We start from the raw sequence: 23,793 nt of genomic DNA, 5'->3' as shown, positions 1-23,793 counted from the left end.
CCCACTCGTCGGGCGCCGCTCTCATGGGCACAACAAAGTGTTATTTACTGGAAATTGTAGGTCAGGGTGGCCTGCTGAACTAACGGTTACGCAGGCCCCTGCCCCGGGCAACACCAGGCAGCATTTCCATGCTGTCCGGGGTGGCCCCGCTGCCACGACGCTGTGGTGATTGGGCGCTTCGAGCGGTGGCTCTGCTGCCCTGCCTGGCCCGCGCGCTACTTGGTAGTGCCGGCTTCCGGCGCGCTTCCTGTGGCTGTGCTGCCGGACTTTCCGGCAGCTGTTGCGTCCGGTCCGGGCGTGGGGCCCGCCGGCGCAGCCGCGGCCTCTTCCGTTGGGACGGAAACACGCCGGGAACCGCTTTGGTTATCAGGGAGATTATCACGCGATTCACTATCTGAGACAACAGGGTCCGGATCCCGGACCTCGTCACCACCCTCCACGGCCGCCTTCCGTTCATCGTCCCCGGCGGGTTCCCGGCCCGGAAGATAGGGGCTGTCCGGCTCCGTCCGCTTCTTCATGCCCAGCAGGAGGAACGCCACGAGCGCGGCCAGGAACACGAAGATGCTCGTCCACACGTTCAGGCGGGTGGTGATGCCGAACAGGGAGATCTGCTCGGCATCGTCGATGCGCATCGCCTCGATCCAGACCCGGCCCAGGGTGTAGTACATGGCATAAAGCCAGAACAGCCGGCTGCGGCGGAAGTTGAACTTCCGGTCCAGCGCGAGCAGGATGACGACGCCGGCCACGTTCCATAGCGACTCGTACAGGAACGTGGGGTGGAACAGTGTGTCCGCCGGGGTTCCGGCCGGAAAGTTCGGGTTGTCGGCGTCGATCTGCAGGCCCCACGGCAGGGTGGTGGGCCCGCCGAAGAGTTCCTGGTTGAAGTAGTTGCCCCAGCGGCCCACGGCCTGGGCCAGCAGCAGCCCGGGTGCCGCTGCGTCCAGGAAGGCGCTGAGCTTGACGCCGCTGCGGCGGCAGCCGATCCACGCGCCCACGACGCCGAGGACCACGGCACCCCAGATGCCGAGGCCGCCGCGCTGGATCTGCGGGATCAGGGAAAGGTCGCCTGTGCCGTCGAAACCGGGGCCGAAGTAGGCGTCCGGCGACGAGACCACATGGTACAGGCGGCCGCCGATGATGCCGAAGGGGATGGCCCAGACCACAATGTCCCAGACGCTGCCTTCAGGTGCGCCGCGCCTGGCCCAGCGGACGGAAGTGAGCCACAGGCCCGCCACGATGCCTGCCAGGATGCACAGGGCGTAGGCGTGGATGCGCAGCGTTCCCCACGGCAGGGGAATGTCGAAACCGGACCAGTCCGGGCTCGGAATGCTGGCCGGCACCATCGCTGCTGCCTGGAGGAGGGTCTGCATGGCCTAGGCCTCTTCCTCTGTCAGTCCGGTGCGTCTCAGTCCGCTGCTGAGGTCCTTGGTAAGGGCCGCAACTGCGTCCGCCCCGCCGTCGCGGATTGCAGCCACCAGGGCGGTGCCCACAATGACTCCTTCGGCGTAGGCGGCGATCTCGCGGACCTGGTCCGCAGTGGAGACGCCCAGCCCGACGCACACACGTTCGGCTCCTGCGGCGTGTGCCGCCGCCACCACGTCCTTGGCTGCAGTGCTGACGGACGTCCGCGCGCCGGTGACGCCCATGATGGACACGGCGTACACGAAGCCGCGGCTCGCGTCCACGGTGCGCTGCATGCGCTCGGCTGTGGAGGACGGCGCCACGAGGAACACCCGGTCCAGCCCGTATTTATCCGAGGCCTCCATCCATTCCGCTGCCTCGTCGGGGATGAGGTCGGGGGTGATGAGCCCTGCTCCCCCGGCTTCGGCCAGGCGGCGGGAGAACTCGTCCACACCCATCCGGACCACGGGGTTCCAGTAGGTCATCACCAGGACGGCGGCGTCCGTCTTGCTGGTGATGCCGGCAACCACATCAAAGACCTGGCGCACGGAAAAGCCCTTGGCAAGCGCCTCGGTGGTGGCGGCCTGGATGACCTGGCCGTCCATGACGGGGTCGGAGTAGGGAATGCCGATCTCGATCAGGTCCGCACCATTCTCAGCCAGGGCAATACCGGCGGCAATGGTCTCCCCCACGCTGGGGTAGCCGGCGGGAAGGTAGCCGATCAGGGCGGCGCGGCCTTCAGCACGGGCTTTGTCGATCGCCGCTGCCGACTTGCTGGTGGTCTGTGCAGTGCTCACAGCTGCTCCCCCTCTTTGCCGATTTCCGACTCGGCGGAATTCTTGTCCAACAGGTCGAACCATTCGGCTGCGGTGGCCACGTCCTTGTCCCCGCGCCCGGAAAGGTTCACGATGATTATCTTGTCCTGCGCCGAACCGCCGGCCTCGGCGGCTTCGGCAGCCAGCCGCTGCCCCACCTTGATGGCACCGGCCAGGGCGTGCGAGGACTCAATGGCGGGAATGATGCCCTCCGTGCGGCACAGCAGCCGGAAGGAATCCATGGCCTCGCTGTCCGTGATGGGCTCGTAGCTCACCCGGCCGATGTCAGCGAGGTAGGAGTGCTCCGGGCCCACACCGGGGTAGTCGAGGCCGGCTGAGATCGAGTGGGACTCGATGGTCTGGCCGTCGTCGTCCTGCATGAGGTAGGAGCGCGCACCGTGGAGGACGCCGGGCTTGCCAAGCGTAATGGTGGCCGCGTGGCGTCCGGTGTCCACGCCGTCGCCGCCGGCTTCGAAGCCGTAGATCCTGACGGACGGATCGTCCAGGAAGCCGTGGAAGATGCCGATGGCGTTGGAGCCGCCGCCGATGCACGCGCAGACGGCGTCCGGGAGCCGTCCGGCCTGCTCAAGGATCTGGGCGCGGGCTTCTTCGCCGATGACCTCATGGAAGTAGCGGACCATCGCAGGGAACGGGTGCGCACCGGCGGCCGTGCCCAGCAGGTAGTGCGTGTTGTCCACGTTGGCCACCCAGTCCCGCAGGGCGTCGTTGATGGCGTCCTTGAGGGTCTGCGAGCCGCTGGTGACAGGAATGACCGTGGCGCCCAGGAGCTCCATGCGGGCCACGTTGAGGGCCTGGCGGCGGCAGTCCTCCGCGCCCATGTAGACGACGCACTCAAGGCCCATCAGGGCGGCCGCGGTTGCGCTTGCCACGCCGTGCTGGCCGGCGCCGGTCTCGGCGATGACGCGGGTCTTGCCCATGCGCTTGGCGAGCAGCGCCTGGCCCAGCACGTTGTTGATCTTGTGCGAACCCGTGTGGTTCAGGTCCTCGCGCTTGAGGAAGACCCGGACGCCACCGGCATGCTGGGAAAAGCGCTTCGCTTCGGTCAGCAGCGACGGCCGGCCGGAGTAGTTCTTGTTGAGGTCCGCGATCTGCGCCCGGAATTCGGGGTCGTCCTTGGCCTTGTTGAACGTCTCCTCGAGTTCATCCAGGGCGGCGATCAGGGATTCTGGCATCCAGCGTCCGCCGTAGCTGCCGAAATACGGCCCCGGGGCGTGCTTGAGGGAGCCGCCCTGCAGGAATGCTTCCGCGGCGTTGTTGTCAGCGTTTCCTGAGGGTGCTTCAGCCATCAGTCCCGTCCTGTTCGAGTTGGTAGTGCAAAGGTGGTTGTCCCGGCAGGGCAGCCTGCCGGACGCGTTCAGCGGGCGGGGATTCAGCCCCGCCCGCCTGCGCGCGGGTGCGTTGGCCTCAGCCCCGGGCCGCTATGGCGGCGGCGCCGGCGGCCTTGAACTCGGCGATCCGCTCCCGCGGCGTCGAGTGGCTGACCAGCGCCTCGCCCACGAGCACGGCGTTGGCGCCGCTTGCGGCGTAGTGGGTGACGTCGTCGGCGTCGCGGACGCCGGACTCGGCAACCACCACTGCGCCGGCCGGGATCCGCCCGGCCAGGGAAGCGAAAACTGAACGGTCGACGTCGAGCGTCTTCAGGTTCCGCACGTTGACGCCGATGATGCGCGCCTGCGCGGCCACCGCCCGCTCGATTTCCTCTTCCGTGTGCGTCTCCACAAGGACGTTCATGCCAAGTTCGTGGCTGAGGGCACTGAATTCGGCGAGCTGGGCGTCCGAGAGCGCAGCAACGATGAGCAGGATCAGGTCCGCCCCGTGGGCGCGCGCCTCCCAGATCTGGTACTCGTCCAGCGTGAAGTCTTTCCGCAGCAGCGGAACGTCGACGGCGGCGCGCACCGCATCGAGGTCGGCCAGGGATCCGTTGAAGCGGCGCTGCTCGGTGAGGACGCTGATGACGGAGGCACCGCCGTCGGCATACTGCCGGGCGAGGGACGCGGGATCGCCGATGGCGGCGAGGTCACCCTTGGAGGGGCTGCGGCGCTTGATTTCCGCGATGACCTTGAGCTCATTCCGTGACGGGGAAGTTCCGCCAAGGGCTGCCCACGCGTCGCGGGCAGGCGCCGCCGCCTGCGCCAGGTCCTTCAGCTCAGCCAGCGAAACGAGCTGCTTCCGGGCCGCCATATCCTCCCTGACACCAGCGTTGATGTCATCGAGAACAGTGGACATCAGTGGCCGGAGTTCTTCAGCTTGCTGCCTTCGACGCCGTAGCCTGCCTTGCGCATGATGTAACCGAGGATCAGGCCCAGCACCATGACGCCGGCGCCGGCGATGAAGATGGGCGTGCTGGCGATCACGAAGGCAATGGATGCGATGAGGGCGCCCACCAGCATGACGATGACGCAGGTCCAGGCTGCGGGGCTGTTGCCGTGGCCAAGTTCCTGGCTGTGGTCGATGGCGCCAGGGGCCACCGTTCGGGTGCCGGACTTGGAAACGGACGCAGGTGCTTTGCTCATGGAAATCTCCTCAGGGTGGATACTGCTTACATTCTGCCATTTTTTGGCCGGTGACCTGTTATCCGCGGCACCCTGCCGGGGGCTGGCGGTGGGCACCTGCCGGGTCAGGTGGGATCGTCGCCGCGGGACAGCCGGTCCCAGCTGTCGATTTCATCCACGGGACCGGAGGCCGCGGCGCTGCCCGTGGCCGCCACGTCATATTTCGTCCGCGCCTTCCAGTGCCGTGCGGCGAGGGGAATGACCAGGGCGGCGAGGGCCAGCAGGCAGCCTGCGACGACGGCGAGGACGGGGAAGGCAGTGACGGCAACGTGCGCCTGGCTTCCGGTGATGCCGGTCGCTTCCGCAATGGAGCCCTGGGCGGCCGCCAGCGGGCTGGCCAGGACCGTTGCTGCTGCGGCAACAATTCCAGCGGAGGCCAGGACGATGATGGCGGTGATGATCCACCGCGCGATCCTGCCCGCTATGGCTGCGGCCAGGCCGCCGGCGAGGGCCACCAGCGCCAGTGCAGTGACGGTGGTGGCGGCCTTGCTTCCCTGGACCTCAAGCGCGTCCTGCGCGGCCCCGGCCTGTCCCGCCTGGTTCGGATCGAGCGTGACGGTCATCCAGGTTTGGGTGGTGGTGCCGAAGACCGCCAGCGCCAGGACCGCAATAAGCAGCACCAGCGTGGACTTGCGTGCCCACGCCGGCGTGCGCCTGCCGGAAGTCCCCGTTGGCGCTGAAGCCGGTCCGCTGCCTGTCACCGGGAGTCCGCCCCGGGAAGCGAATCCGCCGAAATGTTCTGCAGCGAACCCGCCGTGTGGACCGCCCGGAGCGGCGCCGCGGCCTTGTTGACTGTTTCCAGGGCCTCCGTTGGGTTGACCGAGTCAGCCACGATCCCGCCTCCGGCCTGGACGTAGGCACGCCCGTCCCGGATCAGCGCCGAACGGATGGCAATGGCCATGTCCATGTCGCCGGCGAAATCCAGGTAGCCCACCACGCCGCCGTAGATACCCCGGCGGTGCGGCTCGAGTTCGTCCAGGAGGCGCAGGGCGCGGGGTTTCGGGGCCCCGGACAGGGTGCCGGCCGGGAACGTGGCCTTGAGCACGTCATAGGCCTTGGCCTTGGGCGAGAGCCGGCCAACGACCGTGGACACCAGGTGCATGATGTGGCTGAAGCGTTCCACCTCCATGAACTGCGTGACGTCCACGGTTCCCGCTACGCAGACCTTGGAGAGATCGTTGCGAGAGAGGTCCACGAGCATCAGGTGTTCGGCGCGTTCCTTCTGGTCCGCCAGCAACTCGTCGGCGAGGGCTTTGTCCGCCTCCACCGTCTTGCCGCGGGGGCGCGAGCCGGCGATGGGGTGGGTGATGACTTCTTCACCGGTCACCGTGACGAGGGCCTCCGGCGAGGAACCCACAATCGAGTACTCCCGACCGTCGGCGTCCTCGAGGCTGAAAATGTACATGTACGGGCTGGGGTTGGTGTTCCGCAGGACCCGGTAGACGTCCAGCGCGGACGCCTTGCACTCCATCTCGAAGCGGCGCGAGATGACCACCTGGAACACCTCACCGTCAACGATGGCTTCCTTGCCCCGGTCCAGGGCCGCCAGGTACTCGGCTTCGTCCCAGCGCTCCTGGACGCTAGAGGCGAAGTCCAGTGCCGCCGGAGCGAGGACGGACACGGGCTGCGCAACGGGGCTGCTGACCTTGGCAAGGAGCGCCTTGACCCTGGCCACGGCATCGTGCCAGGCCTCATCCACGCGGTCGGAGCTGTTGTCGAAGTTGATGGCGTTGGCAATGAGCAGCACCGTGCCGTCAACGTTGTCGTGGACGGCCATGTCGGTCACCAGATTCAGCGCCATTTCCGGCAGGTGCAGGTCGTCCTCCGGCGGGCTCACCAGGCGTTCCCAGTGCCGGACGGTCTCCCAGCCCAGGAATCCCACCAGCCCGGAGGTGAACGGCGGCAGCCCCTCGAACCTGTCGGTGCGGAGGGCTTCGATGGTGTCGCGGATGGCGTCGACGGGGCTGCCGTCCACGGGGACCCCCGCCGGCGGTTCACCCAGCCAGTGCGCGTTTCCGTCCTTGGTGGTCAATGTTGCCCGGGATTTGGCGCCGATGAATGAGTAGCGCGACCAGGCGCCGCCCACCGCAGCGGATTCCATCAGGAAGGTTCCGGGCTGCCCCTGCGCCAGCTTGCGGTAAAGGCCGATGGGCGTCTCGGCGTCCGCGAGCACCTTGAGCCGGACGGGGATGACGCGGCTATGGCCGGCCAGTTCCCGGAACTCCTCAAGGCCGGGGCTGATGATTCCAAGGTCCTGCATGGCTATGCTGTTCCGCCTGTTCTTGTAGGGGCCGGTTCTGGAAGGGCCAGGTGCCTGGAGGCCGGGAATCCCGGCGGTGGCTTTGCTTGGAGGGGGCGGCCCCTGCCCTCCCCCGTTCCGCAGCGGGCTGCGGCTGGAAATGATTCAGCTTGCCTGGCCTGTGGCGACAGCCAGGTCCCGGCCGTCGAAGCACGTGCGTGTGCCGGTGTGGCACGCGGCCCCAACCTGGTCAACGCGCACAAGCAGCGCATCGCCGTCGCAGTCCATGGCCACCGATTTAACCCACTGCACATGCCCGGAAGTGTCCCCCTTGCGCCAGTACTCCTGGCGGGAGCGCGAGTAGAAGGTCACCCGGCCGGTGGTCATGGTCCGGTGCAGGGCTTCGTCATCCATCCAGCCCAGCATCAGGACCTCGTTGGTGTCGTACTGCTGGACCACGGCCGCCACCAGGCCGGCGCTGTCACGCTTGAGCGCGGCTGCCAGCTCCGCGGGAAGCGGGCTCGCCAGCGGGGCCGGGGCCTGGCCGGGCGAAGTGGCTGCGGGCGCGGCAATACCGGGGTTCGGGACAGGGGCGGGCTGCTCAGACATCAGGTCAAGTCTAGTGCCTCCACTTGGCCCTCGATGTGTGTGAACGACGGCACGGCCACCAGGGGCGGGCGTGCTGCCCAACTCTGCGCGTGTCGTGCTAGTTTCACAAGTGATGCATTTCGTCGAACCGTCCCGAGAAGTCCTTGCCGAGACCCTGCTTGCGGCGGGCCCTGACGCGCCCACGCTCTGCAAGGGCTGGCGTACCAGGGACCTTGCCGCGCACCTTTACCTGCGCGAACGCAAGGCGGCCGTGGGGCTGGGACTGATCATCAAGCGCCTGGCCAAGGCCTCGGACCAGGCCACTGCCAGGCTTGCCGCGAAGCTCACCACGGGCGAGGAGTACGCGAAGCTCGTCAACACGTTCCGCGCGGGGCCGCCGGCATTGTCGCCGATGAAGATCAAGGCGCTGGACGAAAGCTCCAACCTCATCGAGTACTTCGTCCACACGGAGGACGTCCGCCGGGCGGTTGACCGCTGGGCGCCCCGGGCACTGGACGAGGCCTACTCGGAAGCCCTGTGGGATGAGCTCGTCAAGCGCGCCGCCATCCTGTACCGCGGTGTCGATCTGGGCATCGTCCTGGTGCGCCCGTCCGGACCGCGCCATGTGGCCAAACGTGCCCCTGTTTCGGTGGCCATCGTGGGCGAGCCGGGCGAACTGCTGATGCATGCCCACGGTCGGACCCGCCACGCGCTGGTGACCTTCGAAGGCCAGCCGGACGCCGTCGCGCTGCTCCAGTCAGCCGAAGTAGGGCTTTAAAAAGCAACGCGGGGTCACTTTACGCCCGAAAACCTTGGTTCATCGGGCGTAAAGTGACCCCGCGTTGCTGTTTAAGCAGGGGGTCAGCGGACTTCGAAGCCTGCTTCGCGGATGGCGTCCTTGACCTGCGACATCATGTTGTCCGGCCCCCAGTGGAAGATGGATGCTGCCAGGACGGCATCAGCGCCGGCCGCTACGGCGGGCGGAAAGTGCGCAGGCTCCCCCGCGCCGCCCGAGGCGATGATGGGCACCTTGACGGCGGCCCGGACCAGCTTGATCAGTTCGAGGTCGAACCCATCCTTGGTGCCGTCGGCGTCGATGGAGTTCAGCAGGATCTCCCCCACGCCGCGGTCCGCGGCTTCCCTGGCCCATGCGATGGCGTCGATACCGGTTCCTGTGCGTCCGCCGTGGGTAGTCACTTCGAACCCCGACGGCGTGGGCTGGGATCCCGGGCGGGTGCGGCGGGCGTCGAGGGACAGGACGAGGACCTGGGAACCGAAATGCCGGGTGATCTCGTCGATGACGTCCGGCCGGGCGACGGCGGCGGTGTTGATGGACGCTTTGTCTGCGCCGTAGCGCAGCAGCTTGTCCACCTCTGCGACTCCCCGGACGCCACCGCCGACGCAGAGCGGGATGAAGACCTCTTCGGCCGTCCGGCGGACTACATCGAACGTGGTTTCGCGGTTGCCGGAGGACGCCGTGACGTCCAGGAAGGTCAGTTCATCTGCTCCGGCGTTGTCGTAGCGGTGGGCGAGCTCCACGGGGTCGCCGGCGTCGCGCAGGCCCTCGAAGTTGACGCCCTTGACGACGCGCCCGGCGTCCACGTCGAGGCAGGGAATGACTCGTACAGCTACAGCCATGAAATTCTCCTGGAAATCAGATGCGGCAGGCGTGGATGCTGCTGACCAGGATGGCGCGGGCGCCGAGATCGTACAGCTCGTCCATGATCCGGTTGGTTTCCTTCTTGGGCACCATGGACCGGACGGCAACCCAGTCCGAGTCGCGCAGCGGCGAGACAGTGGGCGATTCCAGACCGGGTGTGAGGGCAGCGGCCTGTTCCACGAGCTCCTTGCGGATGTCGTAGTCCATCAGCACGTACTGGCGGGCCACCAGTACGCCCTGGAGCCGGCGGATCAGGACCTCGATCTCCTTGGCCGTTCCGTTCGCCGCACCGCCTTCGCCGGTACGGCGGATCAGGACGGCCTCGGATTTCAGGATCGGTTCGCCGAAGATCTCCATCCCGGCGGCCTTGAGGGTGTTGCCGGTCTCGACAACATCCGCGATGGCATCCGCGACGCCCAGCCGGACCGAGGATTCCACGGCACCGTCCAGGCGGACCACCTTGGCCTTGATGCCGCGCTCGGCCAGGTAGCCACGCAGCAGGCCGTCGTAGCTGGTGGCAAGCCGCTTCCCTTCCAGTTCCTCCACCTTCGCGAAGTCTCCCACGGGACCCGCAAAACGGAACGTGGAGGCAGCAAAACCCAGCGGAAGCAGCTCTTCAGCCTCCACCTCGGCGTCCAGGAGGAGATCGCGGCCGGTGATGCCGACGTCGAGCGTTCCCTGGCCGACGTATACGGCGATGTCGCGGGGACGGAGGAAGAAGAACTCGATGTCATTGTCCGGGTCCACCATCACCAGCTCGCGGGAGTCCCGGCGCTGGCGGTACCCCGCCTCTGACAGCATGGCGGATGCGGCTTCGGACAGGGAGCCCTTGTTGGGGACGGCTACTCGCAGCATGGAAGGTCTTTCTGGGTGAGGGAGGTCTAGCGGTTCAGGCAATGCAGGCCACGGCGGGCACCGGCGGCGTGAAGCGCGCCGGACCGGTGGCTACAGATGCTTGTAGACGTCTTCCAGGGTGAGGCCTTTGGCGAGCATCAGGACCTGCAGGTGGTACAGCAGCTGGGAGATTTCCTCGGCCGCGGCTTCATCGGATTCATATTCGGCAGCCATCCACACTTCGGCTGCTTCCTCAACGACTTTCTTGCCGATGCCGTGAACACCGGACTCCAATTCAGCGACGGTGCGGGAGCCTTCCGGGCGGGTGGCTGCCTTCTCGCTGAGCTCAGCGAACAGCGTCTCGAAATTCTTCACGCCCTACAGCCTACTTGCTGCGGCCCAAAGGGCGCTTCCCGGGCCGTTGCATGACGGGCGCGATGTGAGCGAATACACACGCGCCCGCCATGCGGGCTTTGCTAGCTGCCGTACTGCTTCAGCACGACGGCGGTGGCCAAGGCCGCGGTGACGGCCTCGTGGCCCTTGTCTTCCTTGGAGCCCGGCAGGCCGGCACGGTCCAGGCCCTGCTGTTCGGTATCGCAGGTCAGGACGCCGAAGCCAACCGGGACGCCGGTGCGCACGCTGACGTCGGTGAGGCCCGACGTCGCTGCCTGGCACACGTAGTCAAAGTGCGGGGTGCCGCCACGGATGACGACGCCGAGGGCAACCACCGCGTCGAAGTGCGGCGCCAGCCGCGCGGCAGCCACGGGAAGCTCAAAGCTGCCGGGGACGCGCAGGACCGTGGGCTCGGCAATCCCGGCGTCCTTTGCGGCCCGGAGGGCGCCGTCCAGGAGGCCGTCCATGATCTGCGTGTGCCAGCTGGCTGCCACGATTGCCAGCCGCAGCTGCGAGGTTTCCGCGGGGTTGAGGGTGGTGAGGTCGATGTCGGGGGCGCCGTGTCCGCTCATAGGTCAGTTCTGTTCCGTTCAGTCTTGTGATGTGGTCGGTCTTGTGGCGTGGCCAGCTTGATGCTGCGGTCAGTCTTGTTCGTGGCCAAAGGAGTCAGCGGCGGCTGGGACGGCAGCCACGTGGGTATCGAGCGTCAGCCGGTGCTCCATGCGGTCCTTCTTGGTCTGCAGGTACCGGATGTTCTGGTCGCGGGAGGGCACCTCCGTGGGGACCATTTCAACCACCCTGACACCGGCGTTTGCCAGCCTGTTCTGCTTGTCCGGGTTGTTGCTCAGGAGCCGCACCTCGTGCAGCCCCATTTCCGCGAGCACCTGGGCGGCAGCCTTGTAGCAGCGGGCATCCACGGGCAGGCCCAGCTGCTCGTTGGCCTCGACGGTGTCAAAGCCGGCCTCCTGCAGCGCGTAGGCCTTAATCTTGTTGGCAAGGCCGATGCCGCGGCCCTCCTGGCCGCGCAGGTACAGCAGGGTGCCGCCTTGCTCGCCGATCATTTCCAGGGCGTAGGCAAGCTGTTCGCCGCAGTCGCAGCGGTAGGAACCGAAGACATCCCCGGTCAGGCACTCGGAGTGAAGCCGGACCAAAGGTGCCTTTCCGTCCCTGGGCGGGTTGGGGGAACTGACGGCCAGGTGCTCGTGGCCGGTGACCAGGTCCGTCCACGCCTGGGCAATGAAGTCGCCAAATGCGGTCGGCAGCTGCACGACGGGCCCGCCGCTGACGGGATGGGTTACCCGGCCGTGTCCGGGTTCCGGGTGGTGGCCGTTACCCGAACCCGGCGCGTGGTGGCCGTTGCCCGAAGCTCCGGAAGCCGTCATCGTATCTCCTCTTCTCCGCCCGCGCGTCCTGCCCGGGTATTGCTGTCAGCCGCTGGGCCCGTTGCCTCGAGGTAGGCCACCAGGTCTTCAATCGAGATCAGTGGGCACCCGTGTTCGGCAGCGAAGGCGCGAAGCCCGTCCAGCCGCATCATCTCACCGTCGTCATAGACAACTTCGGCGATTACGCCCACAGCTTCCAGTCCGGCGAGCCGGCACAGGTCTACGGCCGCTTCGGTGTGGCCTGGGCGTTCCCGCACTCCCCCATTAACGGCCCGCAGCGGGAAAATATGCCCGGGACGGGTCAGCGCCTCCGGCCCGGCCTGCGGATCTGCGAGCACGCGGGCGGTCAGGGCCCGGTCAGTCGCGGAAATCCCGGTACTCACACCCACTGTGGCATCACAGGACACCGTGTAGGCCGTCCCCTTGGCGTCCTCGTTGACCGCCACCATCGGAGGCAGTGCCAAGGCGTCCGCGCGGTCCCCTGACAGCGGAACGCAGATGACACCCGAGCTGTAGCGGATGGTCCAGCCCATCAGGGCCGGGGTGGCATGCTGGGCGGCGAAGATGATGTCGCCCTCGTTCTCCCGGTCCTCGTTGTCCACTGCCAGCACCGGCCTGCCGGCGGCGATGGCCCGTACCGCTTCTTCGATGGTATCGAGTCCAGTGGCAGCCGCTGGCTGGCCGGTGCGGGCAGCAGCGGCGACGGCGGATCCGGCCGCCGCTGCATTTTCCAGCTTTACTGCGGCGTTCATCGGGCCCCTCCCTCAACGGCGGCGGGCGCCGGCGTGTTGAACGCCAGCAGGCGTTCGGTGTACTTGGCCAGGACATCCACTTCCAGGTTCACCCGGCTGCCGGTCCTCTTGGCGCCCAGGCCGGTTTCAGCCAGGGTTGTGGGAATGAGCCCCACCTCAAACCAAGGTGCCTGCTCGCTGGCCTCACTGACTGCGGTCACTGTCAGCGAGACGCCGTCGATGGCTATGGAGCCCTTTTCGGCGATGTAGCGCGCCAGGTTGGCGGGCACGCCGAACCGAAGCCGCTCCCAGTTGCCGAGGGCCTCGCGTTCCAGCAGCACCCCGACACCGTCCACGTGCCCCTGCACCACATGCCCGTCCAGCCGGCCGCCCGCCGTAACGCAGCGTTCAAGGTTGACCGAATCACCCGGCGCAAGTTCGCCAATGGTGCTGCGGACCAGGGTTTCCCCCATCACGTCAACACTGAATTCCTTGCCGTTGATCTCCGTGGCCGTGAGGCACACCCCGTTGACGGCGATGGAGCCGCCGAGCGCGAGCCCTTCGGTGGTGCCGGGGGCGTGCAGCCGCACGGTGGCGCTGGCGTTCCCGTCCCGCTCCACGGCCAGGACATGCCCTTGTTCGGCAATAATTCCGGTAAACATCAGTAGCCTCCCTGGGCTGGCTCCGCGCTGTCGCGGGTTGGTTGAGGTTCCAGTGCAACGGTCCGTTGCGGTCTAAGGTGAAGTCGCAGGTCCCGGCCCAGCTTTCGCACGGCACCGCCGTCGGACCCGTCCCAGTCCCATTGCTGGGCGTCGGCGAGGGTGGTGATCCCCAGGCTCCCCAGGGCCGGCGTGCCGGAGCCCAGCAGGGTGGGCGCCTGATACACGATGAGTTCATCGACCAGCCCGGCAGAGAGGAACGCGCTCAGGATGCGCGAGCCTCCCTCCACCATGACGTGGCGGGTCCCGGATCGGTACAGCATGGCCAGCGCCTCGCGCGGGTCCCGGGTGCGGAGGTGCGCCACCAGTCCGTCTGTTCCGCGCACGGCGGCGCCGGCGGGGACGTCGCGCAGCCCCATGACGGCCCGCACCGGCTGGCTCGCTGCCAGTGCTCCCGATTCGTTCCGGGCGGTGAGCCGCGGGTCATCCACCAGGACGGTCTGGGTGCCCACCAGGATGGCATCGATCCGGCTGCGGATGGCGTGGTTGTCCGCCAGGGATTCCGGGCTGGAAATCCATTGGCTGGTGCCGTCCTCGGCCGCGATGCGGCTGTCCAGCGTCTGGGCGATGTGGAGGGTGACGAAGGGCCGTTTCGCCATCACAGCCTCAAACCATTGGCGGTTCAGGTCCAGGGACTCCGCAGCCCCGAGCCCGCTGCGGACCCGGACGCCCGCGGCACGCAGCGTTGCGGCTCCGCCTGCTGCCGGGTCGTGCGGATCATCCACCGCGTACACCACGTCCGTTATTCCGGCGCCAATGATGGCCTCGGCGCAAGGGCCTGTGCGCCCCACGTGGTTGCAGGGCTCCAGGGTAACCACCATGGTGCAGCCCGAGAGATCCAGGCCCGCGGTTGTGGCCTGGCTGATCGCGTCCGCCTCTGCGTGCGCGGTGCCGGCGCCGCGGTGGAAACCGGTGACCAGGTGGCGGCCTGCAGGATCCACGACGACGGCGCCCACCAAGGGGTTTGCCCCCCGCGGGCCCCGCAGGGCTGCTTCGAGGGCTGCTTCCATGGCTCCGGTCTCGGCAGCACTGAAGGCAGTAACTGCCCCGTCAGCGTGCTGCAGCGGGTGGCTGGAGTGCGGCCCGGTGATTGCGTCGGCCGTGGCCGGATTGCCCGCCGTCATGCGGCAACCAGTGCGGCGGCTGCGCCCTCCGGAAAAACGGCAGGGTGTTTGGCATCGAAGAGCCATCGCTTGGGGTTCATTCCGTGTCGTTCCTTCCCTCTCGAACCGCGATGGCTCCGGGGGTTTACGACAGCAGAAGGCTGCGGCGCCGGAATGGCCCCACAGATACAGCTGTACGTGCTTCTCTCATCCAGACTTTAACTGTCGGTACCGGAATTTCACCGGTTCAACCGTCCGCCGGGATTTCCTTGCGGAAACCACCGGCTCGCGGGTCGCGGACTGTCACCGCCGGTTCGGACTTACACCGACCCCGGAGCACGTATGTGTGTTGCTATTGTGCCATAACCGGCACCGGCTCCCGGCTATTCCCCCGTCACCGCGGGTAACGTCCTGTTGGCCTCCCGGCGCAGGCGCTCGATGGCCGCGGCGGGGTCTTCGGCGCCGTAGACGGCGGAGCCGGCAACAAACACGTTGGCGCCTGCTTCCGCGGCCCGGACGATTGTCTCCTCCGTGATCCCGCCGTCAACCTGGATGGCCACGCCGATTCCTGAACCGTCAATGGCAGCCCTGGCGCGCCGGATCTTGGGCAGGGTGAGGTCCAGGAATGCCTGGCCGCCGAATCCGGGCTCCACCGTCATGATGAGCAGCATGTCCAGCTCGGACAGCATGTCCAGGTAGGGCTCCACGGGGGTAGCCGGCCGGATTGCCATCCCGGCTTTCGATCCCCTGCTGCGAAGTTCGCGGGCCAGCTTCACGGGCGCGATGGACGCCTCCGCGTGGAATGTGACGGACGCCAGGCCGGCGTCGGCGAAGCCCGGTGCCCACCGGTCTGCGTCAGCGATCATCAGGTGCGCGTCCAGGGGTATGGGGCTCACCTCCTGGATGCGCTGCACCACGGGCAGTCCGATGGTCAGGTTGGGGACGAAGTGGTTGTCCATGACGTCCACGTGCACGGCGTCAGCGCTGCTGATGCGCTGCAGTTCGGCCTCCAGGTTGACGAAGTCGGCCGAGAGGATGCTCGGGTTGATGCAGCATTGCGTCACAGGGGAACCTTTCACGGGTCAGGGCTTCTTATGGATGAGCGCGAGGAACATGGCGTCTGTGCCGTGGATATGGGGCCAGAGCTGCGCTGTGGACTCGTGCCCGGCGTCCAGCTTTCCGGGGAGGCTGACGGCGTCCAGCGCCGCTCCGGCGTCAAGGAGTTCCAGGTCATCGCGTTTGCGGAGGGCATCAGCCACGACGGCCGTTGTTTCCGCCGGATGCGGCGAGCAGGTCACGTAGGCCACCACTCCCCCTGGACGAACCGCTGCCAGGGCAGAGGCCAGCAGCTCGCGCTGCAGTGGACCGAGATCGGCAAGGTCCTTGGGTGATCGGCGCCACCGGGACTCCGGCCGGCGCCGCAATGCGCCGAGGCCGCTGCAGGGGACGTCCACGAGGACACGGTCAAATGATTCGGGCGCTTCGGATCCGACGTCGCGGCCGTCTCCGGTCCGGACCTGCCAGGTTTCCGGCGGCACGGCCGAGAGCGCCTGGCTGACGAGCTTGGCGCGGTGGGGAGCGGGTTCGTTGGCCAGCAGTGTTGCGCCCCGTTGCTTGGCCAGGGCGCCCAGCAGGGCTGCCTTTCCACCCGGACCGGCGCAGAGGTCAAGCCACGCCTCCGCCTTGGTATCGCCCGCTCCTGCCGGCACATCGATGTCAACGGCCGCCATGGCGCGGGCCACCAGCTGGGAGCCGACGTCCTGGACCCGGGTGGTTCCTTCACGGATGGAGGAGAACCGCCCCAGGTCACCGCCGCTGGAAAGGGCAGACCCCTGGACGAGTTCGCCCGGAATGGCCCCGTTCTCCAGCGCCTCGTCCAGGTTGCCCAGGCCAGGCAGGGCCACCAGGTTGACCACCGGGGCGGCGTTGTCCGCTTCCAGGAGGTGGTTCACTTCGCTGGCCGGCCGGCCGTGCGCCACCAGTGATTGGCGCATGGCGCGGACGATCCATTCCGGGTGGGCGTAGCGGAGCGCAGCGATTTTCGTTTCGTCGGTCTCTCCGGCCACCAGCACGTCCAGCCACTCCGCAAGCGTGTGTGCAGCAACCTTGCGGAGCACAGCGTTGATGAGCGCTGAAGGCCCCGCCCCGATCACGGCACGCGCCAGGCCGACGGTCTGGTCGAGGGCGGCGTGTGCGGGGACGCGCATGGCCAGCAGCTGGTGGGTTCCGATCCGGAGAGCGTCCAGGACCGCCGGGTCCAGCTGGTCAAGCGGTCGGTCCACGCAGCGCGCCAGGATGGCGTCGTAGGTGCCTTGGCCCCGCAGGGCACCATACGTTAGTTCGGTGGCGAAGCCGGCGTCCCGCTTGTCCAGCCCGTGGTGGCGGATCCGTGCCGGGAGCACGAGGTTGGCGTACGCGTCCTCGGCAGCGACGGCGCGCAGGACTTCGAAGGCCACCAGCCGGGCGGGATCGGCACGGCGGGTCCGTTGGGAGGGCGCGTTTTCCGTGAAGCTGCGCTGCGGACCGCGGTTCCGTTCACGGCCCTGGGCGTTTCGCCGGCTGTTCTCCCTGGGTCCCCCTTTGCCGCGGCCGCCGCCCGCGGCGCCGCGCCCGGCGTTGCCGCCCCCGCCTGGATTGCCGCCGGACGCGCTCATTCGAACACCACACTTTCAAGGGAAGCCATGCCGCGTGCCCAGTCGGCAGCGGCCATCATTTTCTTGCCCGCAGGCTGGATCCGGGTCAGTTCCACGGCGTGGGATCCTGTGCCCACCAGCACGCTTTTGCCCTCGAGGGACAGGGCCCCCGGGGCAAGGCCGGTGACATCGGGCCGCAGCCGGACCGGTTCCAGCTTGACGCGGTGCCCGTCCAGGAGGGTCCACGCACCGGGTTCGGGGGTTACGCCCCGGGCCTGCCGCCCTATGGCCAGGGCCGGGTGGTTCCACCGAAGGTGGCCATCTTCCAGGGTCAGCTTGGGCGCGTGGGTCACCTCGCCCGCCTGGGGTTGAGGGAAGGCCTTCCCTGCCTCGATGGCGGACAATGTCCGGGCCAGGAGCACGGCGCCGCTGTGGGACAGCCGCTCAAGGAGTTCTCCCGCCGTGTCCTCCGGCCCCACCGATTCCGTAAGGGTGCCGAACACGGGTCCCGTATCCAGTCCTTCTTCCAGCTGGAAGGTCACAGCTCCGGTGACGTCGTCCCCTGCCATGACGGCACGCTGTACCGGGGCCGCACCGCGCCAGGCCGGCAGCAGGGAAAAGTGCAGGTTGATCCAGCCGTGCCGCGGGATAGCGAGGGCGGCCGGCGGAACCAGTCCGCCGTAGGCCACAATGGCGGCTACGTCCGGGTTTACGCCGGCAATCCTGGCCGTTGCCTCAGCATCAACGCGGGCGGCATGAATGACCTCGATTCCCAGTTCAGCTGCGCGCGCCGCAACGGGCGACGGAGTGAGCACGCGCTTGCGGCCCACGGGGGCATCAGGGCGGGTCAGCACGGCAACCACTTCGAAGCCGGCTTCCACGAGCGCGTCGAGCGAAGGGACGGCGACGGCGGGAGTTCCCGCGAACAGGACCCTCACCCTGCGCCGCCGGCTGCCCCGGCGCCGAAGCTCGAGCCCCGCGGGGAGCCTTGGGCGGGGCCGCCGAAACTGGACCCGACAGTCCTGGCGCGCTTCGTCGTCGTGCGTTCGGTGATGGAGTCGTAGTTGGCGTTGCGGATGGACCGCAGGGCGGTTTTCCGGTGCTCACCCTCGAGCCGGTCAGTGTAGAGGATGCCGTCAAGATGGTCGTTTTCGTGCTGGAAGCAGCGGGCCAACAGCCCTTCCCCCTCCACCGTGACAGGGTTGCCGTGCAGGTCGACGCCGGTGACGCGCGTGGAGCGGAAACGCCGCACCGGAAAGCCCAGGCCGGGGATGGACAGGCAGCCTTCCACATGGTCGGGCTGGTAGTCCTCGCTGTTTTCCAGCACAGGATTGATGATGTGGCCCTCGACGCCGTCGATGCGGTAGGTAAAAACGCGCTGGCTTACGCCCACCTGCGGCGCGGCCAGGCCGGCACCGTCCACGTCCTCCATGGTTTCGGTCATGTCCGCGACCAGCTTGGCCAGCTCGGGCCCGAATTCCGTCACGGGATCGGCAACTGTGCGCAGCACAGGATCGCCAATGATGCGGATATTCAGGATAGCCATGCGCGGTATTTCCTCACGGTTGACGGCAAAGGGGACCTATCCAGTTTAGGCGCAGAGAAACTGCTAGGCCGTCTGCACCTGCGCCAGCGGTGGCGGGGCGATGGGGAGCAGCGCCGCGCCGGCGCTGATGGTGTCCGCAGAGAGCTCCCAGACCCGCCGCAGGGCGCAGAACTTCCACCAGTGATGCTTCAGGACATCCGGGTTGGCGCGGACGGGACGGACCTCCGTCTCGCCGATGGCCACCGCCAGCAGGACAGGGTTTTCACCGTACTTCCAGGGCTCCCACGTCCCTGCCACGGGGTCCACCAGGCTTTCTTCGGCCTTCATGCCGGCCACCAGCTGCATCACCACTTTGTCATCGAGCGGCTTGACCAGGCCGTCCCGCGTGGTGCCCTTGGTCTTGTAATCGATCAGGCAGACGCGGCCGTTGATCCGGGCCACCAGGTCCAGGGTTCCTGCATACCCCACGGCATTGTTCCAGACGGTGATTTCCGGAGCGATGGGTTCCACCCGGAACAGTTCCCACCATTCATCGAACCGGACAGCGAAGGCCTCTTCCCCGTTGGCGGCCAAGGCTTCGCGGGCCTCCTGCATGGCGTGGGGACGCCCCAACGCACGAAGCGCCACCTGCTCGCAGTAGTAATGCACCCGGTCCCCGCGCTTTGCGGCGTCATCGCGGTAGTTTTCGGCAGCCTTCGCCGCCCGGCTGACAGCCTGGCGGATTTTGGCCGGGCTCCCCAGGCAGTCCGCCAGCAAGGGATCGTTGGCGAGGCTGCTGGCCCCCATGTACCCGAACCAGCCGTCCAGTCCGTGCGGCTGCTGGCTGATGACCGTGGTGATGGACGGAACCGAGAACTGCTCCGACGTGGAGCGGGCGTACATCCGGCCGTATTCGGTTGCATGGGCGAGGAGTGGAGCTGTCATAGAAAAACTCTTTCACAGGGGGCCGACAAAATCTGCAGGCAGGATCCGCACAAACAAAAAGGTCCGTTTCCGCTGCGAACGAGCGGAAACGGACCTCTGTGCGGTGGGCGATACTGGGTTCGAACCAGTGACCTCTTCGGTGTGAACGAAGCGCGCTACCACTGCGCCAATCGCCCTGATGCATTTGAATGCTAGCCGACGTTGGCGTAATTCAAAAATCGCCGGCCTTGACCCGCCGGGACCGCGCTGCCGCAGCCCCCACAAGGGCAAGGGAAGAGCCAAAAGGCCCCCGTCCGCCGTCGTGAATTACACCCCTGTAACTCGCCCGCTTCCGCGCCAGCACTGGGAAGCAAGGCCACGCCGCCTGCCCCTGGCCGGGGCGATTTGGAGAATCCCTGAACCTCCTATATTGTTTTTACTCGTTGGAACGCGAGGAAATGCCGGGAACGGCAAGGAATCAACCCTCCAAAATGCGGACGTAGCTCAGCTGGTAGAGCACCACCTTGCCAAGGTGGATGTCGCGAGTTCGAATCTCGTCGTCCGCTCGCAGGACACTGTCACAGCAAAGGTTCTCCGGAACCGACGCTTACACGGTGGGTTGGCCGAGAGGCGAGGCAGCGGCCTGCAAAGCCGTATACACGGGTTCGAATCCCGTACCCACCTCGGTGAAAACCATGGTTTCCGGATCAAACCGGATGCAATGGGCGATTGGCGCAGCGGTAGCGCGCTTCCCTGACACGGAAGAGGTCACTGGTTCGATCCCAGTATCGCCCACCAAGCAAGGAAACTTGCTTCATGCAGTACGCACCGGCCCCGGCCGGAACGCACTTCATACGCGGACGTAGCTCAGCTGGTAGAGCACCACCTTGCCAAGGTGGATGTCGCGAGTTCGAATCTCGTCGTCCGCTCTCATACTTCTAAAATCCCATAAGCCGGACTTCCGGTTCCGGGCGATTGGCGCAGCGGTAGCGCGCTTCCCTGACACGGAAGAGGTCACTGGTTCGATCCCAGTATCGCCCACATGCAGCAGCTCCCCGGAGCTGCTTTTTTCATGCCCGGCGCCTGCATCCGCTACGGGCGAACGGCCAAAACGGTTGGTTTCCTTGTTGGGCATCCCCCGCGGCGCTAGGATCGAACGCGGAGGAGCGACCTGGCTCCGCGATTGAAGGGAGGTGTTCGTGGGACTGATTGACGATCTAAAGGGCAAAGCTCAGGGTCTCATCCGCGGCAACGAGCAGACCATCAAGAACGGCATCAACAAGGCCGGTGATTTCGTCGACACCAAGACCGGAGGCAAGTACTCCGGCCATGTGGACAAAATCCAGGATGGCGCTTCCAAGCTCATTGACAAAAACGGAACCCCGGGCCAGGCACCTGCCGCTGAGCAGGTTCCGCCGGTCACTCCCGTCAACCCGGTTCCGCCGGCTGACAGGACTCCGTAAGAAGGATTTGGCCAGGGCATTGCCCTAGCACGTCAAGGGGGTGCAGGTCCCGCCGGGAGGCGGCACCTGCACCTTTGGCGTTTAAGGACGACGGCGGGTGCCGGCGGCGGCCCGATGCCTAGGACGGCTCGTGGTTCTGCCCTTCGCGGGCCAGCGCGGTGAGGCGGGAGACAGCGCGGAAGTACTTCTTCATGTAGCCGCCGGTCATCATGTCCTCGGTGAAGAGCTGGTCAAACGGCACTCCGCTGGCCAGGATCGGAACGTCCTTGTCGTAGAGCCTGTCGGCAAGCACCACGAACCGGAGCGCCACGGCCTGCTCGGTGATGGTGTGCACGTTGCGCCACACCACCCCGTCAATACCGTCAATCAGCTGGCGGTAGCGGCTGGGGTGCACCCCGGCCAGATGCCCAATCAGGGTGCTGAACTCGTCCTGGGCAACCGTCTTTCCGTCGAACTCCGCTTTCATGTGGGAGGACAGTTCGCTGTTCTTCAGCGGGGCCGGCGCCGCGGGCAGGCCCCGGTGGCGGAAGTCTTCCCCGTCAATCCGGATGACGTCGAACTGGTCCGCAAGCACCTGGATTTCGCGCTGGAAGTCGACTGCCGCGAACCTGCCGTCACCCAGGGAGCCGGGCAAGGTGTTGGAGGTGGCGGCCAGTTTCACCCCGGCGTCGGCCAACTCGCGCATCAGCCGGGACATCAGGACGGTGTCGCCCGGATCGTCGAGCTCGAATTCATCGATGCAGACAAGCTTGTAGCTGCTGAGCGCCTCTACTGTCTTGCGAAAGGACAGGGCGCCCACCAGGTTCGTGTACTCCACGAACGTGCCGAAGGCTTTCGGGCCGGGCGCAGCGTGCCACAACGAGGCCAGCAGGTGGGTCTTGCCGACGCCGAACCCGCCGTCCAGGTAGATGCCCGCGCGGGAACCGTCCTTCTTCGCAAACAGTTTCTTGAACAGCCCTCCGCCCCCATTGGAACCGACGCCGTCGGCAAAGCCCTCCAGTGCCCGGACGGCGGCGGACTGGCTGGGCTGCTTGGGATCGGGGCGGTAACTGGCAAAGGAAACCTGGCCGAATCGCGGCGACGGATAAAAACCCTTGAGGAGTTCATCCACCGAAACTGCCGGAGTGCGGGCGGCAAGCTGTTCGATCTGTACCAAGGTGGTCCGTTCTGCTGGTGGGTGGTCCCCAGAAAGGATACCGGCATTGCGACCGGGCCTTTTAATGCCGCACGTCCCCGCGCCGGACGGCGTGATGAAGCCAACATTTCGCCCTGTTAACGGAATACGGACATGGCCCGGGCCGCTGGCTAGGGTGGAACCAGGTCCTCTTCAGGTCCAGCAGGTCACCCGTGTCCTCAATGAAAGGCCAGAATCATGCCCTATCCCGTTGAACAGAATGAGAAGTTCGCCGCCTACGCCCACCCGGAGCGGCTGGTTTCCACGGAGTGGCTTGCGGCCGCCCTGGAAAGTGGCGCTGCCGCCAACGGAGAGCTGGTGGTGGTGGAATCCGACGAAGACGTGCTCCTGTACGAAACCGGCCACATCCCCGGCGCCGTAAAGATCGACTGGCACACCGACCTCAACGACGAAGTAACCCGCGACTACGTGGACGGGGCCGCCTTCGCGGAACTGGCGGCGTCGAAGGGGATTTCCCGTGACAGCACCGTGGTCATCTACGGGGACAAGTCCAACTGGTGGGCCGCCTACGCCCTGTGGGTCTTCACCCTTTTCGGCCACCAGGACGTGCGGCTGCTCGACGGCGGCCGGGACAAGTGGATTGCCGAAGGACGCGAACTCACCACGGAGAAGCCTGCTCCAGCCAGGGCCGACTACCCGGTTGTTGAGCGCAACGACGCTCCCATCCGCGCCTTCAAGGAAGACGTCCTTGCGCACTTCGGCAAGCCCCTGATCGATGTCCGCTCCCCCGAGGAATACACCGGCCAGCGCACCCACATGCCGGCCTACCCGGAAGAAGGCGCCCTGCGCGGCGGCCACATTCCCACTGCCGCGTCGATCCCGTGGGCACGCGCCGCCGCCGCGGACGGTACCTACCGCAGCCGGGAGGAACTTGAAGCCCTCTACCTTGGCGAAGCGGGCCTGAAGGCGGGCGACGACGTCGTGGCCTACTGCCGTATCGGCGAACGTTCCAGCCACACCTGGTTCGCCCTCAAGTACCTCCTGGGCTTCGATTCCGTCCGCAACTACGACGGCTCCTGGACCGAGTGGGGCAACGCCGTGCGCGTACCGATCGCCAAGGGCGCGGAACGCGGTTCGGTCCCTGCCGCAGTCGGCGCCTGACGCTGCCCGCCGCGGCGCAATTGCGTAGACTTGAACCGATGACTACTCAAGCTTTGCCTTCCGCCCTGGCGGCAATCGTGGATGACTTCCAGGCCCTGACTGAACCCGAGCGGCTCCAGCTGCTGCTGGAATTCTCCCAGGGCCTCCCGGAACTGCCGGACAGGCTCAAGGACCACCCCGAACTGCTGGAACAGGTGGTGGAATGCCAGTCGCCGCTCTTCCTGACCATCGAGACGGACAGGGAGGGCGGCCCCGGCGCCGCCGTGCGGCTGTTCTTCAAGGCCCCTGCGGAGGCTCCCACAACACGGGGCTTCGCCGGCGTGCTCCATGAAGGCCTGGACGGGCTGTCCGCCGAAGAGATCCTCTCTGTTCCGGACGACATGCCCGAACTCCTGGGGCTCACCAGGGCCATCACGCCCCTGCGCATGCGGGGCATGACCGCCATGCTGGGGAGGATCAAGCGCAGGGTGGCTGCGGCTACCGCCGGACGTTCCTGATACCAACGCGGCGGGAA

The 23,793-nt window shown here is 66.9% G+C and carries 26 protein-coding genes, 6 tRNA genes and 1 riboswitch; of the genes, 9 read left to right on the top strand and 23 right to left on the bottom strand.

The window, feature by feature from the left end; all coding sequences use genetic code 11:
* Positions 1 to 215 precede the first annotated feature (215 nt).
* The 8 genes from lgt to hisI form a co-directional block, all read right to left on the bottom strand.
* Positions 216 to 1,370, bottom strand: coding sequence for a prolipoprotein diacylglyceryl transferase (lgt, locus tag C3B78_RS08055; protein WP_104997604.1), 1,155 nt, complete (start codon positions 1,368 to 1,370; stop codon positions 216 to 218).
* A 3-nt stretch (positions 1,371 to 1,373) separates the two neighbouring features.
* Positions 1,374 to 2,198, bottom strand: a complete 825-nt coding sequence (gene trpA, locus C3B78_RS08050; protein WP_104997603.1) for a tryptophan synthase subunit alpha — start codon at positions 2,196 to 2,198, stop codon at positions 1,374 to 1,376.
* The gene (gene trpB / locus C3B78_RS08045; RefSeq protein ID WP_104997602.1) at positions 2,195 to 3,523 is read right to left on the bottom strand and encodes a tryptophan synthase subunit beta; all 1,329 of its coding nucleotides are present in this window, start codon (positions 3,521 to 3,523) and stop codon (positions 2,195 to 2,197) included. Before trpB ends, trpA begins: the two co-directional genes overlap by 4 nt.
* Before the next feature lie 118 nt (positions 3,524 to 3,641).
* Complete coding sequence (gene trpC / locus C3B78_RS08040; RefSeq protein ID WP_104997601.1) at positions 3,642 to 4,463, bottom strand: indole-3-glycerol phosphate synthase TrpC; 822 nt, start codon at positions 4,461 to 4,463, stop codon at positions 3,642 to 3,644.
* Positions 4,463 to 4,750: an HGxxPAAW family protein gene (locus C3B78_RS08035; RefSeq protein ID WP_050055433.1), complete on the bottom strand. Its 288-nt coding sequence runs from the start codon at positions 4,748 to 4,750 to the stop codon at positions 4,463 to 4,465. The genes trpC and C3B78_RS08035 overlap by 1 nt, the downstream gene beginning before the upstream one ends.
* Positions 4,751 to 4,854: 104 nt before the next feature.
* Entirely contained in the window at positions 4,855 to 5,490 is a 636-nt protein-coding gene (locus C3B78_RS08030) for a Trp biosynthesis-associated membrane protein (protein WP_104997600.1), read from the bottom strand.
* A complete protein-coding gene (locus C3B78_RS08025; RefSeq protein WP_104997599.1) occupies positions 5,487 to 7,049 on the bottom strand; it encodes an anthranilate synthase component I in 1,563 nt (520 codons plus the stop codon). The genes C3B78_RS08030 and C3B78_RS08025 overlap by 4 nt, the downstream gene beginning before the upstream one ends.
* A gap of 144 nt (positions 7,050 to 7,193) precedes the next feature.
* Positions 7,194 to 7,637 carry a phosphoribosyl-AMP cyclohydrolase gene (hisI, locus tag C3B78_RS08020; protein WP_104997598.1) on the bottom strand — a complete coding sequence of 148 codons (444 nt, stop codon included), beginning with the start codon at positions 7,635 to 7,637 and terminating at the stop codon, positions 7,194 to 7,196.
* A gap of 112 nt (positions 7,638 to 7,749) precedes the next feature.
* Here hisI and C3B78_RS08015 point away from each other — a divergent pair, with 112 nt between their 5' ends.
* Complete coding sequence (locus C3B78_RS08015; RefSeq protein ID WP_104997597.1) at positions 7,750 to 8,394, top strand: TIGR03085 family metal-binding protein; 645 nt, start codon at positions 7,750 to 7,752, stop codon at positions 8,392 to 8,394.
* Positions 8,395 to 8,477: 83 nt separating this feature from the next.
* On the opposite strand, the gene hisF is transcribed toward C3B78_RS08015, so the two are convergent.
* From hisF to C3B78_RS07945, 14 genes are all read right to left on the bottom strand, one after another.
* Positions 8,478 to 9,254: an imidazole glycerol phosphate synthase subunit HisF gene (hisF, locus tag C3B78_RS08010; RefSeq protein ID WP_104997596.1), complete on the bottom strand. Its 777-nt coding sequence runs from the start codon at positions 9,252 to 9,254 to the stop codon at positions 8,478 to 8,480.
* Positions 9,255 to 9,270: 16 nt separating this feature from the next.
* Positions 9,271 to 10,131: an ATP phosphoribosyltransferase gene (gene hisG, locus C3B78_RS08005; protein ID WP_104997595.1), complete on the bottom strand. Its 861-nt coding sequence runs from the start codon at positions 10,129 to 10,131 to the stop codon at positions 9,271 to 9,273.
* A 90-nt stretch (positions 10,132 to 10,221) separates the two neighbouring features.
* The gene (locus tag C3B78_RS08000; RefSeq protein WP_009358176.1) at positions 10,222 to 10,485 is read right to left on the bottom strand and encodes a phosphoribosyl-ATP diphosphatase; all 264 of its coding nucleotides are present in this window, start codon (positions 10,483 to 10,485) and stop codon (positions 10,222 to 10,224) included.
* Positions 10,486 to 10,586: 101 nt separating this feature from the next.
* The gene (gene ribH / locus C3B78_RS07995) at positions 10,587 to 11,075 is read right to left on the bottom strand and encodes a 6,7-dimethyl-8-ribityllumazine synthase (protein ID WP_104997594.1); all 489 of its coding nucleotides are present in this window, start codon (positions 11,073 to 11,075) and stop codon (positions 10,587 to 10,589) included.
* Between the two features lie 69 nt (positions 11,076 to 11,144).
* Positions 11,145 to 11,885: a GTP cyclohydrolase II gene (ribA, locus tag C3B78_RS07990; RefSeq protein WP_104997593.1), complete on the bottom strand. Its 741-nt coding sequence runs from the start codon at positions 11,883 to 11,885 to the stop codon at positions 11,145 to 11,147.
* Positions 11,882 to 12,637, bottom strand: a complete 756-nt coding sequence (gene ribB, locus C3B78_RS07985) for a 3,4-dihydroxy-2-butanone-4-phosphate synthase (protein ID WP_104997592.1) — start codon at positions 12,635 to 12,637, stop codon at positions 11,882 to 11,884. The genes ribA and ribB overlap by 4 nt, the downstream gene beginning before the upstream one ends.
* Positions 12,634 to 13,278 carry a riboflavin synthase gene (locus C3B78_RS07980; protein WP_104997591.1) on the bottom strand — a complete coding sequence of 215 codons (645 nt, stop codon included), beginning with the start codon at positions 13,276 to 13,278 and terminating at the stop codon, positions 12,634 to 12,636. Before C3B78_RS07980 ends, ribB begins: the two co-directional genes overlap by 4 nt.
* Complete coding sequence (gene ribD, locus C3B78_RS07975; RefSeq protein ID WP_104997590.1) at positions 13,278 to 14,459, bottom strand: bifunctional diaminohydroxyphosphoribosylaminopyrimidine deaminase/5-amino-6-(5-phosphoribosylamino)uracil reductase RibD; 1,182 nt, start codon at positions 14,457 to 14,459, stop codon at positions 13,278 to 13,280. Before ribD ends, C3B78_RS07980 begins: the two co-directional genes overlap by 1 nt.
* A gap of 173 nt (positions 14,460 to 14,632) precedes the next feature.
* Positions 14,633 to 14,782: riboswitch (FMN riboswitch) on the bottom strand.
* A 39-nt stretch (positions 14,783 to 14,821) separates the two neighbouring features.
* Positions 14,822 to 15,502, bottom strand: a complete 681-nt coding sequence (gene rpe / locus C3B78_RS07970) for a ribulose-phosphate 3-epimerase (protein WP_104997589.1) — start codon at positions 15,500 to 15,502, stop codon at positions 14,822 to 14,824.
* An 18-nt stretch (positions 15,503 to 15,520) separates the two neighbouring features.
* Positions 15,521 to 17,092: an RsmB/NOP family class I SAM-dependent RNA methyltransferase gene (locus C3B78_RS07965; protein ID WP_104997588.1), complete on the bottom strand. Its 1,572-nt coding sequence runs from the start codon at positions 17,090 to 17,092 to the stop codon at positions 15,521 to 15,523.
* On the bottom strand, positions 17,089 to 18,009 hold the full coding sequence (gene fmt, locus C3B78_RS07960) for a methionyl-tRNA formyltransferase (protein WP_104997587.1): 921 nt from the start codon (positions 18,007 to 18,009) through the stop codon (positions 17,089 to 17,091). The genes C3B78_RS07965 and fmt overlap by 4 nt, the downstream gene beginning before the upstream one ends.
* Positions 18,006 to 18,617 carry a peptide deformylase gene (def, locus tag C3B78_RS07955; RefSeq protein ID WP_104997586.1) on the bottom strand — a complete coding sequence of 204 codons (612 nt, stop codon included), beginning with the start codon at positions 18,615 to 18,617 and terminating at the stop codon, positions 18,006 to 18,008. The genes fmt and def overlap by 4 nt, the downstream gene beginning before the upstream one ends.
* 63 nt (positions 18,618 to 18,680) lie before the next feature.
* Complete coding sequence (locus C3B78_RS07950; RefSeq protein ID WP_104997585.1) at positions 18,681 to 19,541, bottom strand: cytochrome; 861 nt, start codon at positions 19,539 to 19,541, stop codon at positions 18,681 to 18,683.
* 104 nt (positions 19,542 to 19,645) lie between these two features.
* Positions 19,646 to 19,717: transfer RNA gene (locus C3B78_RS07945), tRNA-Val, on the bottom strand.
* A gap of 296 nt (positions 19,718 to 20,013) precedes the next feature.
* On the opposite strand from C3B78_RS07945, the gene C3B78_RS07940 reads away from it, so the two are divergent.
* The 6 genes from C3B78_RS07940 to C3B78_RS07915 all read left to right on the top strand — a co-directional run bounded on the left by C3B78_RS07940 (position 20,014) and on the right by C3B78_RS07915 (position 20,983).
* Positions 20,014 to 20,086: transfer RNA gene (locus tag C3B78_RS07940), tRNA-Gly, on the top strand.
* Between the two features lie 47 nt (positions 20,087 to 20,133).
* Positions 20,134 to 20,204, top strand: a tRNA-Cys gene (locus C3B78_RS07935).
* 39 nt (positions 20,205 to 20,243) lie between these two features.
* Positions 20,244 to 20,318, top strand: a tRNA-Val gene (locus tag C3B78_RS07930).
* A 58-nt stretch (positions 20,319 to 20,376) separates the two neighbouring features.
* A tRNA-Gly gene (locus C3B78_RS07925) sits at positions 20,377 to 20,449 on the top strand.
* 40 nt (positions 20,450 to 20,489) lie between these two features.
* A tRNA-Val gene (locus C3B78_RS07920) sits at positions 20,490 to 20,561 on the top strand.
* 158 nt (positions 20,562 to 20,719) lie between these two features.
* A complete protein-coding gene (locus C3B78_RS07915; RefSeq protein ID WP_104999699.1) occupies positions 20,720 to 20,983 on the top strand; it encodes an antitoxin in 264 nt (87 codons plus the stop codon).
* A 118-nt stretch (positions 20,984 to 21,101) separates the two neighbouring features.
* Here C3B78_RS07915 and zapE read toward each other — a convergent pair whose 3' ends face one another.
* Entirely contained in the window at positions 21,102 to 22,139 is a 1,038-nt protein-coding gene (gene zapE, locus C3B78_RS07910; RefSeq protein WP_104997584.1) for a cell division protein ZapE, read from the bottom strand.
* 216 nt (positions 22,140 to 22,355) lie between these two features.
* Here zapE and C3B78_RS07905 point away from each other — a divergent pair, with 216 nt between their 5' ends.
* A complete protein-coding gene (locus C3B78_RS07905) occupies positions 22,356 to 23,279 on the top strand; it encodes a sulfurtransferase (RefSeq protein ID WP_104997583.1) in 924 nt (307 codons plus the stop codon).
* 38 nt (positions 23,280 to 23,317) lie between these two features.
* Entirely contained in the window at positions 23,318 to 23,776 is a 459-nt protein-coding gene (locus C3B78_RS07900; protein ID WP_199775358.1) for a SufE family protein, read from the top strand.
* Positions 23,777 to 23,793: the final 17 nt, after the last annotated feature.

The sequence above is a fragment of the Arthrobacter sp. PGP41 genome (assembly GCF_002953935.1).
In the GTDB taxonomy this organism is placed as follows: Bacteria; Actinomycetota; Actinomycetes; order Actinomycetales; family Micrococcaceae; genus Arthrobacter.
Note: the sequence above shows the minus strand (reverse complement) of the source record. Positions and strands in the feature narration are given on the sequence as shown.